13 protein-coding genes, 1 tRNA gene and 1 pseudogene are annotated in these 15,609 nt (G+C 72.4%); 8 read left to right on the forward strand and 7 right to left on the reverse strand.

Going from position 1 to position 15,609, the window contains the following annotated elements:
* Window positions 1-71: 71 nt before the first annotated feature.
* From IPQ09_19135 to IPQ09_19165, 7 genes and pseudogenes are all read right to left on the reverse strand, one after another.
* Window positions 72-719, reverse strand: a complete 648-nt coding sequence (locus IPQ09_19135) for an outer membrane beta-barrel protein (GenBank protein ID MBL0196297.1) — start codon at window positions 717-719, stop codon at window positions 72-74.
* Window positions 716-2,704 carry a thioredoxin domain-containing protein gene (locus IPQ09_19140; protein ID MBL0196298.1) on the reverse strand — a complete coding sequence of 663 codons (1,989 nt, stop codon included), beginning with the start codon at window positions 2,702-2,704 and terminating at the stop codon, window positions 716-718. The genes IPQ09_19135 and IPQ09_19140 overlap by 4 nt, the downstream gene beginning before the upstream one ends.
* 71 nt (window positions 2,705-2,775) lie before the next feature.
* A pseudogene (locus tag IPQ09_19145) lies at window positions 2,776-4,605 on the reverse strand (thioredoxin domain-containing protein).
* Between the two features lie 287 nt (window positions 4,606-4,892).
* The gene (locus IPQ09_19150) at window positions 4,893-5,408 is read right to left on the reverse strand and encodes a hypothetical protein (protein MBL0196299.1); all 516 of its coding nucleotides are present in this window, start codon (window positions 5,406-5,408) and stop codon (window positions 4,893-4,895) included.
* Window positions 5,409-5,470: 62 nt separating this feature from the next.
* Entirely contained in the window at window positions 5,471-5,761 is a 291-nt protein-coding gene (locus IPQ09_19155; GenBank protein MBL0196300.1) for a hypothetical protein, read from the reverse strand.
* 90 nt (window positions 5,762-5,851) lie between these two features.
* Window positions 5,852-7,006: a hypothetical protein gene (locus IPQ09_19160; protein ID MBL0196301.1), complete on the reverse strand. Its 1,155-nt coding sequence runs from the start codon at window positions 7,004-7,006 to the stop codon at window positions 5,852-5,854.
* Window positions 7,007-7,113: 107 nt separating this feature from the next.
* Window positions 7,114-7,635 carry a phosphatase PAP2 family protein gene (locus IPQ09_19165; protein MBL0196302.1) on the reverse strand — a complete coding sequence of 174 codons (522 nt, stop codon included), beginning with the start codon at window positions 7,633-7,635 and terminating at the stop codon, window positions 7,114-7,116.
* Between the two features lie 156 nt (window positions 7,636-7,791).
* On the opposite strand from IPQ09_19165, the gene IPQ09_19170 reads away from it, so the two are divergent.
* From IPQ09_19170 to IPQ09_19205, 8 genes are all read left to right on the forward strand, one after another.
* Complete coding sequence (locus tag IPQ09_19170) at window positions 7,792-8,877, forward strand: prephenate dehydrogenase/arogenate dehydrogenase family protein (GenBank protein ID MBL0196303.1); 1,086 nt, start codon at window positions 7,792-7,794, stop codon at window positions 8,875-8,877.
* 65 nt (window positions 8,878-8,942) lie between these two features.
* Window positions 8,943-9,407, forward strand: coding sequence for a flagellar biosynthetic protein FliO (locus tag IPQ09_19175; protein MBL0196304.1), 465 nt, complete (start codon window positions 8,943-8,945; stop codon window positions 9,405-9,407).
* Window positions 9,404-10,195, forward strand: coding sequence for an EscR/YscR/HrcR family type III secretion system export apparatus protein (locus IPQ09_19180; GenBank protein ID MBL0196305.1), 792 nt, complete (start codon window positions 9,404-9,406; stop codon window positions 10,193-10,195). The genes IPQ09_19175 and IPQ09_19180 overlap by 4 nt, the downstream gene beginning before the upstream one ends.
* A gap of 102 nt (window positions 10,196-10,297) precedes the next feature.
* Window positions 10,298-10,370 (forward strand) — tRNA-Ala (locus IPQ09_19185).
* Window positions 10,371-10,451: 81 nt separating this feature from the next.
* Entirely contained in the window at window positions 10,452-12,044 is a 1,593-nt protein-coding gene (locus IPQ09_19190) for a hypothetical protein (GenBank protein MBL0196306.1), read from the forward strand.
* 153 nt (window positions 12,045-12,197) lie between these two features.
* Window positions 12,198-12,593, forward strand: coding sequence for an MAPEG family protein (locus IPQ09_19195; GenBank protein MBL0196307.1), 396 nt, complete (start codon window positions 12,198-12,200; stop codon window positions 12,591-12,593).
* Window positions 12,590-14,356, forward strand: a complete 1,767-nt coding sequence (locus IPQ09_19200) for an alkaline phosphatase family protein (protein ID MBL0196308.1) — start codon at window positions 12,590-12,592, stop codon at window positions 14,354-14,356. The genes IPQ09_19195 and IPQ09_19200 overlap by 4 nt, the downstream gene beginning before the upstream one ends.
* A 47-nt stretch (window positions 14,357-14,403) precedes the next feature.
* Window positions 14,404-15,558, forward strand: coding sequence for a serine/threonine protein kinase (locus IPQ09_19205; protein MBL0196309.1), 1,155 nt, complete (start codon window positions 14,404-14,406; stop codon window positions 15,556-15,558).
* Window positions 15,559-15,609 lie beyond the last annotated feature (51 nt).

The raw sequence follows: 15,609 nt of genomic DNA on the forward strand, positions 1-15,609 counted from the left end.
GCCTCCACCGCGCGGAACGACGTCCGAGGACGGGCCCGCCCGGACTTCTGATACGAACCACGACTCGGGGACTAGTAGCCCCACACGTACTCGGCGCGCAGCTGCGCGACCGTGTACGTGGGGTAGGTAGAGAGCTCCGTCGCGATGAAGTGCTGTCGGAAGGCGAGGCCCACGGCGAAGCGTCGGCCTAGCTGGTAGTCGAGGCCGGCCGCGATGGCCACACCGGCCGCGCCCACGTTGCCCTCGAGCGTACCGCCGCTCAGCAGATAGCCCTGCCCGAGCACTCCGAAATAGGGCACCCAGCGGAGCACGTCGAGCACGTAGCCGACGCCCACGCCCAGGTGGTCGACCCGGGCCGGGAACGTGCTCGGCGTGTCGGGCGTGTCGCGCTCCTGGTTGGCGGCGACCACGTGGCTGCCGCCCTCGGCGAGGAAATTGAACTGGTCGGTGAGCCCGTACGCGTAGTGGATGGACAGGCCCGCGCCCACGCTCGCGGTCGACTTGTTGTCCACCTTGAGCACGGCGAGCCCGGGCGAGAGGCCGAGGTGATGCTGCTTCTCGAACGCCCGCGCGTCGCCGGAGGCGAGGGTGATTGTGCAGGCCGCCGCGAGGGTCAGCGCGACGCGCGCGGCGACTCCCCGCACGCGCGGGGCGCGCGGGGCGCGCGGGGCGAGGAGACCTGGGCCGGGCTTCACGTTCGCTCGAATAGCACGGCTCACGGCTTCCCGGAGAGCGCGGCCTGCACGACCCGCCGAAAGCGCCTGTAGGGCTGCGCGCCGGAGAGGTACACCCCGTTCACCAAGAAGGCCGGCGTGCCGGAGATGCCCGCCGCGCTCGCCGCGGCCTTGTCGCGCTGGATAGCTGCGAGATGCACGTGACCGTCGAGGGCCGCCGCGAACTTGGTCGGATCGAGCCCCACGGTGCGGGCGTACCCGTCGAGCGCGTCGCGCTTCAGGCCGTCGGGCTGACCCTGGCCGTCGAAGATGAGCTTCTGCATCTTGAAGAACCCCGCGTTGCCCTTCTGCTTCTTCGCCTCGAGGGCGGCCTCCGCGGCGAGCTCGGCGTCGGCGTGCATCGCGAGCGGCAGATTGCGCCACTCGACGCGCACCTTCCCTGGGAACGCCTTCAGCACCTCGTCGAGCGTCGGCTCCACCCGCCGGCAGAAGGGGCACTGGAGGTCCGAGAACTCGAGGATGGTGACCTTCGCTCCGGCCGCGCCGCGGAACGGCGCCTGCGGATCGCTAGCCACGGTCTTCTTCACGACCGGAGGAGTGGTGAGCTGCGCGCTCTTCTGCAGCTCTGCGTACACACCCGAGGCGGGGGTGCCCGCGCGGACCTGGGCCTCGGCGCGGGCGAGCTCGACGTCGATGATCTCCTTGAACTTCTCGAGGGGCTGCGCGCCCACGAGCCGTCGCCCGTTGATGAAGAAGTGCGGCGTGCCCGACGCGTTCACGTCGTCGCCGGCGTCCATGTCGGCCTCGATCGCCGCCAGGTGGCTCTTCTGCGCGAGCGCCCTCGAGACGCGCCCCGTGTCGAGCTTCGCCTGCCGCGCGAGCGCCAGGAGCCCCGCCTCTTCGAGGTTCGTCTGGTCGGCGTAGAGCCGCCCGTGCATGTCCCAGAACGCCGCGTCACCCCGCTGGGCGCGCGCCTCGCGCGCGAGGATCGCGGCGGGCACCGCGCGCGAGTGGAAGGGCAGCGGCATGTCTTTCCACACCAACCGCACCTTGTCGCCGTAGTGCCGGCGCACCTCCGTGAGGGTGGGCTCGACGCGCTTGCAGTAGGGGCACTGGAAGTCGGAGAACTCCACGATCGTGACGAGCGCCGTCTGCGGACCCAGCGATGGGCTGTTGCCGACGGGCACCTTGTAAACCGTGAGGTCGGGCGGCGGTTCGGCCTCCGGCTCTTCCCTCTTCGGCGGCGTGAAGCCCGTCTTGGTCGCTGCAACATACACGGAACGGCGGGGAGTCCCCTCGGCGACGAGCGCCTTCGCGCGCGCGAGCTCCGTGTCGATGACCTCCTTGAACTTCTCGAGCGGCTGGGCTCCGCCGAGGGCGACGCCGTTGATGAAGAACGCCGGAGTGCCGTTCACCCCGAGCCGCTGGCCGACGTCCAGGTCGCGGTCGACCGTGGCCGCCCAGCGGTGGTCGCGCAGCCCGTCGTCGATCGCGTCGCCGCTCACGCCCGCGCCCTCTGCGAAGTGGCGAGGCGACGCGGCGGTCAGGCCGCCCGCGCGTCCGAGGGCAGCGAACGCCTCGCGCTGGTAGCGGAAGAACGCCGGAGAGCCGCCAAGCTCGAGCACGCCCACGCCCGCCTCGGCCAGCGGCCGCGCGAACGGGTGGAACGGCAGGGGGTAGTGCCGCCAGACGATGCGGAGTTGGTCGGGCGTGTAGGCCTCGCGGAGCGCGTCGACCGTGCTGGCCGCGCGTCCGCAGAACGGGCACTGGAGGTCGGAGAACTCCACGAGCGTCACGAGGGCGTCGCGGTTGCCGTCGGTGGGATCGGTCGCGAAGACCGGCACCGCCGCGTCGCGCTCGGAGTCGTCGGCGGGCGCCCGAGGCTCGGTCCCGGTCGCGACGGCGACCTCCGCGACGGGCTTCGTCTGGAGGGTCACGTCGGCCACGGGCACCGCGCGCCGTCCGCACGCCCCCGTCGCCGATACGAGCAGCAGTCCTAGCGCGATCGCGCGAGTCGTTCGTGAAATCATGCTTCTACAAAAAGCAAAACGCCCCCGGGGTGCGGGGGCGTTCTGGCGTGTCCGCGTGGCGGACGTGGCGTTTACTTCGCTTCGGCGAGCGCCCGGTCGATGAGCTTCTTGAACTTCGGGTACGGCTGCGCGCCGTTGATGAAGTACCCGTTGATCACGAACGCCGGAGTGCCGTTGATGCCGGCGTCGCTGCCGGCCTTGTTGTCGGCGTCGACGAACGCCTTATGCGGTTGTTGTCGAGAGCCGCCTTGAACTTGGCCATGTCGCAGCCGAGCTCCTGCGCGTACTTCTCGAGCGACTCACGCTTCAGGCCGTCCTTCTCGCCTTGGTTGGCGAAGAGCTTCGCGTGCATCTTCCAGAAGCCGTCGTTGCCCTTCTGCTTGAGGACCTCTTCGGCTGCCTCGGAGGCCAGCGGCGCCTCGGGGTGCATGGGGAGCGGCTTGTGGCGCCAGACGACCTTGATCTTGTCGCCGTAGTTCTTCATGACCTCCGCCATCTGCGGCTCGACGCGCGAGCAGAACGGGCACTGGAAGTCGGAGAACTCCTGGATGACGACCTTCGCGTCGGCCTTGCCCTTGAAGGCCGAGCCGGCCGGGGCGGCGGCGACGGTCTTCTTCTCCGGCTCGGGCGCGCCCTTGCCGTCCTTGATGATCGTGTCGTAGACGTCCTTCGCGGCGACGCCCTTCTTCATCATCGCGTCCGTCTTGGTGATCTCCTCGTCGATGACCTTCTTGAAGGCGTCGAAGGGCTGCGCGCCGACGATGCGGCGGCCGTTGATGAACATGTGGGCGTGCCGCTCGCCTGCAGGTCGTCCGCGAGGTCCTGGTCGGCCTCCATCTTCGCCTTGTACTTGTGCTCGGTGAGGGCCGTCTTCACCTTGTCGGCGTCGAGGCCGAGCTCCTTCGCGTAGCCGAGCAGGTCGTCGTCCGACAGCTTCTGCTGCGCTCTGAAGAGCTTGTCGTGAGCGGCCCAGAAGCCCGCGTCGCCCTTCTGGGCGCGCGCCTCGAGGGCGAGCTCGGCGGCCGGCTCGGCGCGCGGGTGGAACGGCAGGGGCTCGTGCTTCCACACGACGCGAACCTTGTCGCCGTGACCTTGAACACCGTGCTGGTGTCCTCTTTCTCTTCCTCTTCGTCCTTGGGGGGCGGCGGGGCGTTCTTCTTGTTCTCCTTCGACATCTCGACGTAGACGCGGTCCTTCGCCGTGCCGGAGGCGATCTTCGCCTGCGGCCTTGGCGAGCTCCTTGTCGATGGTCTCCTTGAACTTGTCGAACGGCTGCGCGCCGGACAGGCTCACGCCGTTGATGAAGAACGCGGGCGTGCCGTTGACGCCGACCTTCTTCGCGACCTCGTGGTCCTCGTCGACCTTCTTGGCGACTGCTTCGCGTCGTAGGCAGCCTTGAACTTCGCCTTGTCGACGCCGGCCGTCACGGCCCACGCCTCGAAGTTCTCGGGCGTGAGGGCCTGCTGGTTCTTGAACGCCGTGTCGTGGAACTTCCAGAACGCGTCGTTGCCCTTCAGCGCGAACACGCCGGCGGAGGCCTCGGCCGCGGGCTTCGCCTTGTCGTGGAACGACAGCGGCTCGTTCTTCCAGAGCATGCGGACCTTGTCGGGCCCGTACGTGGTCTTCACCTGGTCGAGCGTGGCTTCGACGCGCGAGCAGTAGGGGCACTGGAAGTCGGAGAAGACGACGATCGTGACCGGAGCCTCGCGCTTGCCCCACATGGGGTCCTTGCTCGAGATGGGCACGGGCGACTCTTCGTCGCTCCAGGTGGCGCCGCTGCCGCCGCGGTCGGCGGTGATGGTCCCGCCCTGCTTCAGCCGGTAGTTGTCGTAGCCCCACATCACGCCGGCGCCGGCGATGAAGCACAGGACGAAGCCGATGATGGCCGCGCCGGTGTTCATGCCGCCCGCGGCGTCGAAGGGCTGCGGCGCGTGGGCCGCCCCCTTCGCGTGGGAGTCGCGTTTCTCTTCTTTAGCCATGATTGCGTATTCCTTCAGTTTTTCGTAACGGAGAGGACGCGCACGCCCGCCCCCGCGGGGGCTTCTCGTGCTCGTCGAAGGCGTCGCGCGGGAGGGCGCGAGGAGGTCCGCGCCGAGAAGGCGAGGCCTGGGTCACACGCGCATCGAGGGCGCGCGTGAGGGCTGCACGGGTCGCGATCCGTCGCGACCCGCCTTGACCAGCGCGCGTTTCAGCGCGGCGGTCGCTCGACGCTGTGCCGCACCCCGAGAGGCCCACGGCCCCCGGCGTCGAACGCGCGCGCGAGCCAGCCCTCGGGCCGAGCGGGGAGGACGCTCGGGGAGGAGGCGAGGCACGCGTCGTCGTGAGCCGCGGCCGCCGCCGGCTCGTCGCCCGCCGGCACCATGCGCGCCGCGTCGAGCAGCGCGGACGTGTCGTCGTCGGCGGCGAGGGAGAGCGACACCTCTTCGTCTTGGAGCTGCGGCGCGGGCGCGAACGTCGTCGCGCAGCGCAGGTCGCAGAGAGGTGCGCGCGCAGAGGCGGCGGCCGCAGGGCCCTCGTCGTGGCGGAGGCTCATGGGTGGCGCGAGGGCGCTCGACGACAGCTCGGTCGAGGGCAGGCTCGCGGGCCGAGAGAGCTGCGCCAATGTGCGCGCGTACGCGGGCCCGGCGACGACCCACGCGACGAGCAGGGTGGCCGTGAAGAGCACTCGCGAGAGCCAGCGAGGCGCCGTTCGGGGGACGCGCACGGACACACTGTGCATCCGGGGTGGGCCCCCTGGCAAGCTGGGCGTGCGCGGCGCGTCGTGCGTCAGTCCGGGCGGACGTCGCCCGCTGCGTCGGCAGGTCCCGCGTCCGCGGGGGGCGGGGGACGAGCGGCGTCGCGGGGGACCTCGCCGCCGGCGTCGCGATCGGGAGTGGCGGCCTCACCGGCCTCGTCGTGCACCGAGTCGACGTCGTCGTTGTCAGACGCATCGACCGGGATGCCGGGCTCGATCGTGTCCTTGCACGCCGCCTGCAGGATGCCGGTGCTCCAGAAAAGCGCGACGACGAACAGCGCCGCGAGCCCCGTCTTTGCGCCTCCGCGCCGAACGAACGTCATGGCCGGGATTATAGGGGCAAGGCGCGGTCCGCGCACGATCCTTGGGCCACCGTGCGCGCGCGCGGCCGGGCTCGGCGAGGGCCCGACGCTTCAATTGCCGCAGCTCAGCCCTACGTCGCGAATGTCGAAGCCCTGGGCGATCATCCCCAGGAACTGGCCCTTGTTCGACATGAGCTTGAGCTCGTGGCCACCTTGCGCGTTGCCTTGGCGACCGAGCCACAGCGACACCACGTTGCCCGAGGGCAGCACGCAAGGCGTGTTGTCGTTGGTGTACGTGGGGGCGAGCGGCGTGGGCGCGGGGGTCTGCGCCGCCACGCGGTGGATGCGCTCGCCCTTGCCCGTGACGCCGTTGATCACCGTCGCGCCCTCGCCCTCGAAGACGATCGAGCCGTCGGCGTCGTAGCTCGGGTTGTGGAGGTTCGTGAGCGGCGCAGCCGGCCGCGCCACCACGCGGAAGCCCGCGCCGTCGACGCCAACCTCGCACACGCTGGTCGCCTCGGTGCCGTCGGCGTCGGCGCCGCAGTCGAAGACGACCTTGGTCTGGTCGGGCGAGAGGCTCGGGCGGTGGTTCCACGCCATGGGGGAGGTGGCCGTGAGGAGCCGCGCCTTGCTCCACCCCAGGGTGGGGTCGGCGGGTCGCGTGATCGAGTAGAGATCGAGGCTGTGCGCGCCCGCCGAGGCGAACACGATGAGCCGCCCGCCCGCCGCGATGACCGGCGGCGTCGCGCCGATCCGGATCGGCTCACCACCCCGGGTCACGCGACCGCCCGAGGCGAGGTCGGCCCCGAAGACCGCGAGGCACGGCGTGGTGCACCCGAAGCGCGTCGTCTCCCCGACGATGAGCGCGCCGTCCTTCGACTGCGTCATGCGCGAGTCGACGCCCGGCGAGAGCCGATTGAGGGCGGCGCCCACGTTCTCGACGACCCCGCCCTGCGCGGCCTCGACCCGTCGGAACTGGCCGTCGGGGTGGAGGAAGAGCACGCGCCCGCGGCCGGTCGTGGCTGGCACGCCCGTCGGCGGCATCTCCCACGCCGGGACCACCACGGGGGGCGCGGCGTCGGCGCCCCCGTCTCCGTTGCGCCCCGCGTCAATCGAGCGCTCCGCGCGGTTCTCTGGAGTGGGTGCACCTGCGTCTTCGTCGTACACGTTGGCCGGGAGGTCGAGCGGGTCCGCGGCCTCCGGGGGCGGGCCCACCACGTAGTCCCCACAGCCGCCGAGGAGGCCGGAAACAAGGGCTGTCGCCACGAAAGCACCGAAGCAGGGAGACCGGGTAGGCATCGCGGACTACGTACGCCTACATCTGCGGAAGTCTCCCCTGCCATGACGCGGTTTGCCGAAACGTCACGGAGCGTTCAGTTCTGTTCAGTTCTTGGCATGGTGCGACGCGCCATGAGCGCCCCGACCGTGGCGCCCAGGGCCGCGCCCGCCACCGTGTCGAGCGGAAAATGGACGCCGAGCACGATCCGCGAGAGCGCGACGAGCCCGGCGGCGAGGGCGAGCAAGGCCGTGCGCGCGGGCCGCGCGCGATCGGCGAAGTAGCCCGCGAGGCAGGCGCTGCCGGCCGCGTGCCCGCTCGGGAAGGAAGGGTCGGTCGGCGGCGCGAAGGCGAGCGCGTGCACGCCGGCGAGGGCCGCGTAGGGCCGCACCCGCCCGAACCCGTGCTTCATGGCGAACACCACGATCGAGGTGAGGACGATGGCCGCGAGCAGCCCCGCCACCTCCCTTCGCACTCGCGCGACGAGCACCCAAGGCGCGATCGCGAACAGCGCGTACCCGCCGCCGACCAGAGACCACGCCGCCATGAAGGTGAGCCACGCCGAGGGAGGGGAGGGCCCGTACAGGAGGAAGAACACGGCCTGGTCGAGCGCGCGCATGCGAGGTGAAGAGTAGAACGCATCCGACGCCCTGGCGCGCAGCGTTGCGTCGCGGGAGGCCTTCGATCTCTCCGACGAGCTCGAGGAGAGCCTCCTTGATCTCGCCGTTCGTGTCCTCCTCTGTCCTCGTTCGCGCCCTTCGAGTAGTCGTAGGCCATGCCGCAACGCCCCACCTCCGAGGAGCTCGCCGCGCTCCGCGAGGAGCTCTCCTCGGTCGACCGCGCGTTGCTCGAGGTCGTGGCCCGGCGGAGCCGCTGCGTCGCGGAGATCGCGGCGTTCAAGGCTCGCGAGGATGTGCCCGCCCTCGACCGTGCGCGGGAGACCGATCACCTCGAGTCGATGCTCGCCCGAGGCGCCGAGCTCGGGCTCGTCGAGGATCTCGTGCGCCCGCTCTTCGAGGCCCTCTTCGCCGCGTCGCGCGCGGAGCAGCGCCACGTGCGCCTCGCGGCGCTCGCGCCCCTGCGCGTCGGGATCGTCGGGGCCACCGCGGGCATCGGCGCCACCCTCGCGCGGGTGTTCACGCGCGCCGGTCTGGTGGTCGAGGGCACGGGGCTCGACGCCGGAGCTCCCGCGGGGGAGATCGCGGCGCGGAGCGAGCTCGTCGTGCTCGCCGCGCCGATCGACGTCACCTGCGCGGTGGCGGCGCAGGTAGGCCCCCACGTCGTGCCTGGCGCGTGCCTGATGGACGTCACGTCGGTGAAGCGCGCGCCGATCGCGGCGATGCTCGCCGCGACCTCGCCCGAGGTCGACGTGGTGGGGGCGCACCCGCTCTTCGGACCGAGCGCGGCCCCCGACCTCGAGGGCCGACGGGTGGTGTTGTGCCGGGGTCGCGGCGACGTGTGGATGCCTCGCGTCGCGCGGCTGTTCGAGCTGCTCGGCGCCGAGGTCGTGGAGGCAGACGCCGAGGAGCACGACCACCACATGGCCTTCGGGCAGGCGCTCACTCAGGCCAAGGCGATCGCGCTCGGCGCGACGCTCGCGCGGAGCGGCGTGTCGCTCGCGCGAGCGCGTGCGCTCTCGACGGAGACCTCGCGCGCCGACCTCTCCACGCTGGAGCGGCTCGCCGCGCAGCGGCCGGGGCTCTTCGCGGATCTGCTCTGCGAGAACCCCGAGGCCCCGAGCGCGTGCGCCGCGCTGGCCCAGGAGCTCGCCGCGCTCGCGCGCGAGGCCGCCGCGCACGACCGCGACGCGCTCATCCGCCAATTCATTGCGGTCGCGCGGGTCGTGCTTGGCGGAGCGTGACGCGAGATCGAGCTGTTGCGGCGCCCCTCGCGCTCTGATAGCGCCGCACCAGGGGAGGCCACGCGTTGGGACCGTACACGTCGTATCTGCTCGAGACGGTGCTCATGCTCGCCGTGGTCTGCGGCCTCGCGCTCGTCGTGATGGTGGCGGCCAAGCGCGTCGGCGTGGGCCGCGCCTCGGGGCCCATCACTCTAGTAGGTCAGCTCCCGCTCGACGCGCGGCGCGGGCTCTACCTGGTGCGTGTGGGGGCGCGCGTGTTCCTCGTGGGTGTGGGTGAAGGTGGGTTCACCAAACTCGGCGAGATCCCCGCGAGCGAGGTCCCGCTCGAACCGGCGGCGGCGGCGGGGGACTCGTTCGCCGAGCTCTTCGCGCGCGCCCTCTCGCGCAAGCGGGAGCCCTCGCCTTCGCCCTCGTCCGAAGCGCCCGTCGTGTCGGCGCCGGCCGCCGGCGCGAAGGCCCTGAAGACCGACGCCACGCACGACCGGGTCGAATCAAGTTTGGCCGTCGCGTCGGCCGAGGAGGACTCATGAGCGCGCGCCGTCGCGTCGGCGCCGCCAGCGTCGCGGTGCTCGCCGCGCTCGTGGCCCTCGCGCCGAGGGCCGTGGCCGCCGCGCCCGTCGCCGCCGCGCCCGCCGCCGCGCAGGCCGCGAGCCCGGGGCTCTCGCTCCTGCTCTCCGTGGCCGTGGTGTCGCTCCTGCCGTTCTTGTTCCTCAGCCTCACGTCGTTCGTGAAGATCTCGACGGTCCTCCAGATCACGAAGAGCGCGATCGGGGCGCAGTCGGTGCCCTCGAACACGGTCATCCTCGCGCTCTCCGGCGCCCTCACGCTGCTCGCGATGGCGCCCACGGCGAGCGCGGTGTTCGCTCGGGCCGCGCCGGTGCTCGCCGAGAACCCGCAGGGCCCGGAGGCGATCGTGAAGGTCGCCGCCGCCGCGCGGGAGCCCATGCGCGCGTTCCTGCGGCAGAACGCGAGCGAGCGTGAGGTCGCGCGGTTCGTCGCGGTGGCGAAGACCTCGGCCGCCGCACCCGCCACGGGTCCTTCGGCCACGGATCCCACGCCCGCCGTCGAGGAGAGCGATCTCGCCGTGCTCGCCCCCGCGTTCGTCGTCACCGAGCTCACCGAGGCGTTCGCCATCGGCTTTCTCATCTTCCTGCCGTTCCTCGTGATCGACCTCGTCGTCGCGAACGTGCTCGCCTCCCTCGGCCTGCAGACCCTCTCGGTCTCGCAGGTGAGCCTGCCGTTCAAGCTGCTGCTCTTCGTCAGCGTGGACGGCTGGGGGCTGCTGGCGCAGGCCCTCGTGCTCGGGTACCGGCACTGACGCGCGCTCGCGATCTGCGCTTCGTCCAGCGCCGCCGCCAGCTCAGGTGCATTGGTTGTTGACATGCTGGTGGCCGTGCGTAGAGTGCGCGGCCGTCACCCCGGGGCAATAGCTCAGCTGGGAGAGCGCCGCGTTCGCAATGCGGAGGTCAGGGGTTCGATCCCCCTTTGCTCCACCCCCCAAGACCCTCGCGCCGAAAGGCCCGAGGGTCTTTTTTTTTTCTCGCTTCGCGGACGGAAGCGACCATGGTTGCGGCATGCGTCTCCGTTCGCTCCGTTCGCTCCGCGCGCGCGCACGCCTTTTGGCCGCTGGCGCGGCGCTCGGTCTCCCGCTGGCCGTCGCCGCGTGCAGCTCGTCCACGACTGTCGAAGACGCTGGCGCTTCGGTCACGCCCGAGGCTGCGCCTCCGCCGCCCCCCGCGGCCGACGCGAGCTCCGCGGTCGACGGCGCGCCCCCTCCAGGCCCCGACGCCTCGCGGGACGCGGGAGACGCGGGAGACGCGGGCGACGCGGGAGACGCCGGCGATGCGGCCGCACCCGACGCACCCGACGCGGCCGACGCCGCGCCTCCCGCCATCGTCCCGCTCCGCCCGACGACGCTCCTCGGCGGCGGGAGGCACGCGTGCGCCCTGCGCACCGGGGGCAAGCTCGTGTGCTGGGGCTCGGGCAGCTTTGGCCAGCTCGGTCAAGAAGAGCAGCAAGATCGAGGCGATGGCCCAGGCGAAATGGGCGCCGCGCTGAAGGAGACCAGGCTCGGCCTCGGCGCGACGGCCGTCTCGGTGGCGACCACCTTCGAGAGCACCTGCGCGCTCCTCCTGGACGGCCGCGTGAAGTGCTTCGGGCGGAACGGCTCGGGCGTGCTCGGCAACGGCGACGGGCTCGTGGCCTCGATCGGCGGCACGGCGGGCAGCATGGGCGACGCCCTGCCCGCGCTCAACTTGGGCATCAACCGCGTGGCCGTCGCGATCGCCGGCGGCGAGTCGCACATGTGCGCCATCTTCGCGGACGGCGGCACGAAGTGCTGGGGCAACAACCAGTACGGCCAGCTCGGCCTGGGCGACAAAACCAACCGCGGCGACGGCGCCGGGCAGATGGGGCAGGCCTTGCCGGCGGTGCAGCTCGGCGCGGGGCGCCGGGCGGTGCAGCTCTCGGGCGGCGGGTTCCACACGTGCGCGGTGCTCGACGACGGCTCGCTCAAGTGCTGGGGTCGCAACCACGTAGGTCAGCTCGGGCAGGAGACTCGCGCCGACCGCGGAGGCGCGCCGGGCGAGATGGGCGACGCCCTCGCGACGGTCAAGCTCGGCGTGGGCCGCACCGCCGTGGAGGTCGCGTGCGGGTACACCTTCACCTGCGCGCGGCTCGACGACGGCGCCGTGAAATGCTGGGGCTCCAACGCCTCGGGCGTGCTCGGGCAGGGCTCGGCCGCCGCCGACATCGGCGCGAACGTCAACGATCTCGCCACACTGCAGCCGATCGCCCTCGGCGCCGGGCGCCGCGCGGTGCAGGTCGTCGCGTCGGAGCTTCACGCTTGCGCGCGGCTCGATGACGGCAGCGTGAAGTGCTGGGGCTCGAACACGAACGGCCGCCTCGGCCAGGGCGACACCGTCGCGCGCGGTGCCTCGGCGGCGCAAATGGGGGACGCGCTCTTGTCCATCCGGCTCGGGTCGGGCCGCACCGCGTCGCTGATCTCGGGGACGCGCTCCGGCTTCACGTGCGCGCGCCTCGACAACGGCGACACCAAGTGCTGGGGCTCGAACACCGCGGGCCGCCTCGGGCAGGGCGATCTCGCCGAGCGCGGCAGCGCCGCCGCTCACATGGGTGACGCGCTGCTCCCCATCGCGCTCCCTTGAGGGGCGCCGCGCCCGCCCCGCCGTCCGTCCCGCCCGCAGTCCCGCATCGTTAGGAGGTCACGTGAACCTGCAAGTGAGGCCCGAAGGGACGAACCCGAAAGTGAGCCCCGGAGCGGCGAGCAAAGGTCGATGGCGGCGCGGATCGGGCGCGCCATGAACGTCCCGCTCCTCTGCCTGCCCATCGCGTACGCGCTCATTCATGCGCCGAAGGTGGTCTTCTCCATGCAGCTCGTGAAGATGCCGGAGGGGTACGACAACGCGAACCCGCGCGACCAGCAGGCGAAGCTCACCGGCGCGGGTCGTCGCGCCGCCGCCGCCCACGCGAACGGCTTCGAGGCGTTCGCCCCCTTCGCCGCCGGCGTGCTCGCGTGCGAGCTGACCCACGCGCGCCCCGGGACCGCCGCCGCGCTCGCCGTCGCGCACGTCATCGCGCGGCTCGTCTACCCCTTCCTCTACATCGGGAACGTCGACAAGGCGCGCTCGCTCGTGTGGACGGTCGGCTTTCTCGCGTCCGTCGGCCTCCTCGTCCTGCCCTTGGTCTCCCCATGAAGGCTCCCGGCGCGCTCGCGACCTTCATCACGCTCGCCTCGTGCGTCGCCCCCGCGCCGCCGTCGCCGCTCGCCGCGCCCGCGCCGCCGCCCACTCACGCCGCGCCGCCCACCGCGAGCGCGCCGCCCGCCCCGTCCGCGGCGGCACCGCTGGTCCACTCGGAGCCCGTGATTGTGTCGATCGTGGTAGACCAGCTCGCGGCGTGGGTGCTCGACGAGCGCCTCGCCGCCCTGCCACCCGACGGGGGCTTCGCCCGCCTCGCGCGCGAGGGCACCCGGGTGCGACGGCTCACGTACGCGCACGCCGTCACCGACACCGCTCCGGGCCACGCCGCGCTCTACACGGGCGCGACGCCCGCCCGGACCGGCATCTTCGGCAATGAGGTGTTCGACGCCGAAGGGAAGCGCACGTCGATCCTGCGCGACGCGGGCGCCCAGCTCGTGGGGCCCCATGGCAAGCTCGGGCGCGCGGGCTCCTCCGCCACGAGGCTGTTGATCCCGACGGTGAGCGAGGCCTTCCTCGCCGCGAGCCCGCGGGGCCGCGTGGTGTCGATCTCGTGGAAAGACCGGGGCGCGATCCTGCCGGCGGGCCACGTCTCGGCCGATCGCGCGACGGTGCTGTGGTTCGACTCGGCGACCGACGGCTTCGTCACGTCCACGGCGTTCGCGCCAGACCTGCCCGCGTTCGCCCGCGCCGAGCTCCTAGCGCACCCCGCGAGCACGTTTCGCCGAGCGCCGTGGACGCCCCTCGACGCGCCATGGCTCGCCGCTCACGTGCAGACCGTCGACGCCGCGCCCGGCGAGGGCGATCTGGAGGGACTCGGCGTCACGTTCCCGCATCCCATCACGAGCGCGAAGGCCATGCGCGCCACGCCCTCCTCCGACGCCATGCTCCTCTCGATGGCGCAGGCGGCGCTCGCCGAGCCGCGCCCCGGCCCCACGCTGCTCCTGCTCTCGCTCTCCGCCAACGACTACGTGGGGCACGTGTTCGGGCCCGACTCGTGGGAGGCGTGGGACGAGCTCCGCCGGCTCGACCGCGCCCTCGCCGGCTTCTTCGCCGCGCTCGACGCGCGCCTCGGCGAGGCGGGGTGGTCCGCGCAGCTGTCGGCCGATCACGGCACCGTGCCGCTCCCCGAGACGCTCGCGGCGCGCCCCGTCCGCGCCCGCGAGCGGCGCGGGTGCGAGGCCGCCGACGCCTTTGGTCGTCCCTGCGCTGGCACGCGGATCCTCCCCGACGAGCTCGGCGCGAGGCTCCGCAAGGCGTCGCCGGCGGTCGTAGGAGTGTGCGATCCGTGGGTCTTCTTTCGCGAGGAGATCCGTGCAGATCCGAACGCCCGTCGCGCCGCGGAGCGCGCGGTGGTGGCGGCCCTCGCGCGGGAGCCCGGGGTCGCTCGCGCGGTCCCCGCGAGCTGGCTCGCGGAGCGCTGCGGGGCGCTCGCCGCGCCCGCCGCGGGCCGCGGAGCGACCGCACCGCCGGACCTCGACGCGCTGGTGTGTGCGTCGTGGAGCCCGGGCGCTGGCGATGTGTACGTGCTCCCCAAGGTCGGCGCGTTCTTCGACCCGCTCCAAGTGGCCGGCAAGGGCATGAGCCACGGCAGCCCCTACGCGTACGACCGCACCGTTCCGCTGCTCGTGCGCGCGCCGGGCCGCGTGGCTCGCGGCGCGCTGGTCGAGGAGGCGCCCTTCGAGGCCTTCCGCGCGTCGCTCGAAGGCCTCCTCGGACTCGGCCCCGCGCCCGCCTGGGCCGCGCCCGCCTCGCGCTGAGCAGCAACTGGTACCCTCGCCGCGAATTCCGATAGTGTGTCGGCCCGATGCCCGCGCCTCCCACCGACGCGCCCTCGTTCGAAGGGCAAATCGTAGGAGAGAAGTACGTCGTCGGACGCCTCCTCGGCCGCGGAGGCATGGGCACGGTCTGGGCAGGCACGCACCTCCAGCTCGAGACGCCCGTCGCCATCAAGTTCGTGCACCCCTCGCTGGCCGCGCGGCCCGACGTGCGCTGTCGCTTCGAGATCGAGGCGCGCGCCGCCGCCAGCGTGGGCAGCGTGCACGCCGTACAGATCTACGACCACGGCACCACCCCGGACGGCCTGCCGTACATCGTGATGGAGTACCTGGAGGGCGAGTCGCTGGCGACCGCGGTGCAGGGCCGTGGCCCGATCGAACCGGCGCTCCTCGCCAAGATCGTCACCCACGCGGCGCGCGCTCTCTCGAAGGCGCACCGTAGCGGCGTCGTCCATCGCGATCTCAAGCCCGACAACGTGTTCCTCGCGACGAACGTCGAGCACGCCGACGACGAGCTCCCGTTTACGGTAAAGCTGGTTGACTTCGGCATCGCCAAGATCCTGGACCAGCCGCGCGTGCCTCGCGGCCTCGCGGGTCCGACCGAGCCTGGCTCGGTGATCGGCACGCCGAACTTCATGGCCCCGGAGCAGCTCACCGAGGCGGGCGATCCCGACGTGCTGACCGACCTCTGGTCGCTCGGCGCTACGGTGTTCACGGCCATGACGGGGCGCATCCCCTTCCCGGGGGAGGTGCTCGGCGACATCGTGCTGAAGGTGTGCACTGGGCCCATGCCGGTGCCCTCGTCGGTGCGGCCGGGCCTGCCCGAGGGCTTCGATCTGTGGTTCGCCACGGCTTGCCATCGCGACCGCGGGCAGCGGTTTCCGTCCGCGGAGGAGCTCGCGGCGAGCCTCACGCGGGTGTGCGCGCCGGCGATCGTCGGAGAGCGCCGGCGAGGCAGCGGCGATCCGCGCGATCGTGGCGTCGACCGCCGCAGGCCCGAGCCCGAGGACCCGATCTCCGCGGAGCTAGAGGCCCTCGCGCGGCAGACCCCCAAGAGCGGCCTCTCGCGCAGCAGCGCGTGGCTCGCCGCCGCGATCGTGCTGCTCCTCATGGCCGGTGTGGGCGTCGCCGCGTGGCGCAGCTCGCGCGCGGAGCCGCCGCCCCCGCGGGCGCTCCCAGGGTAGGCGCGCGCCCAACTCAGCGCCCAACCCACCTGCGCGAAGATCACGACGCCG

This window comes from Myxococcales bacterium (assembly GCA_016720545.1).
Taxonomy (GTDB): domain Bacteria; phylum Myxococcota_A; class Polyangia; order Polyangiales; family Polyangiaceae; genus JAAFHV01.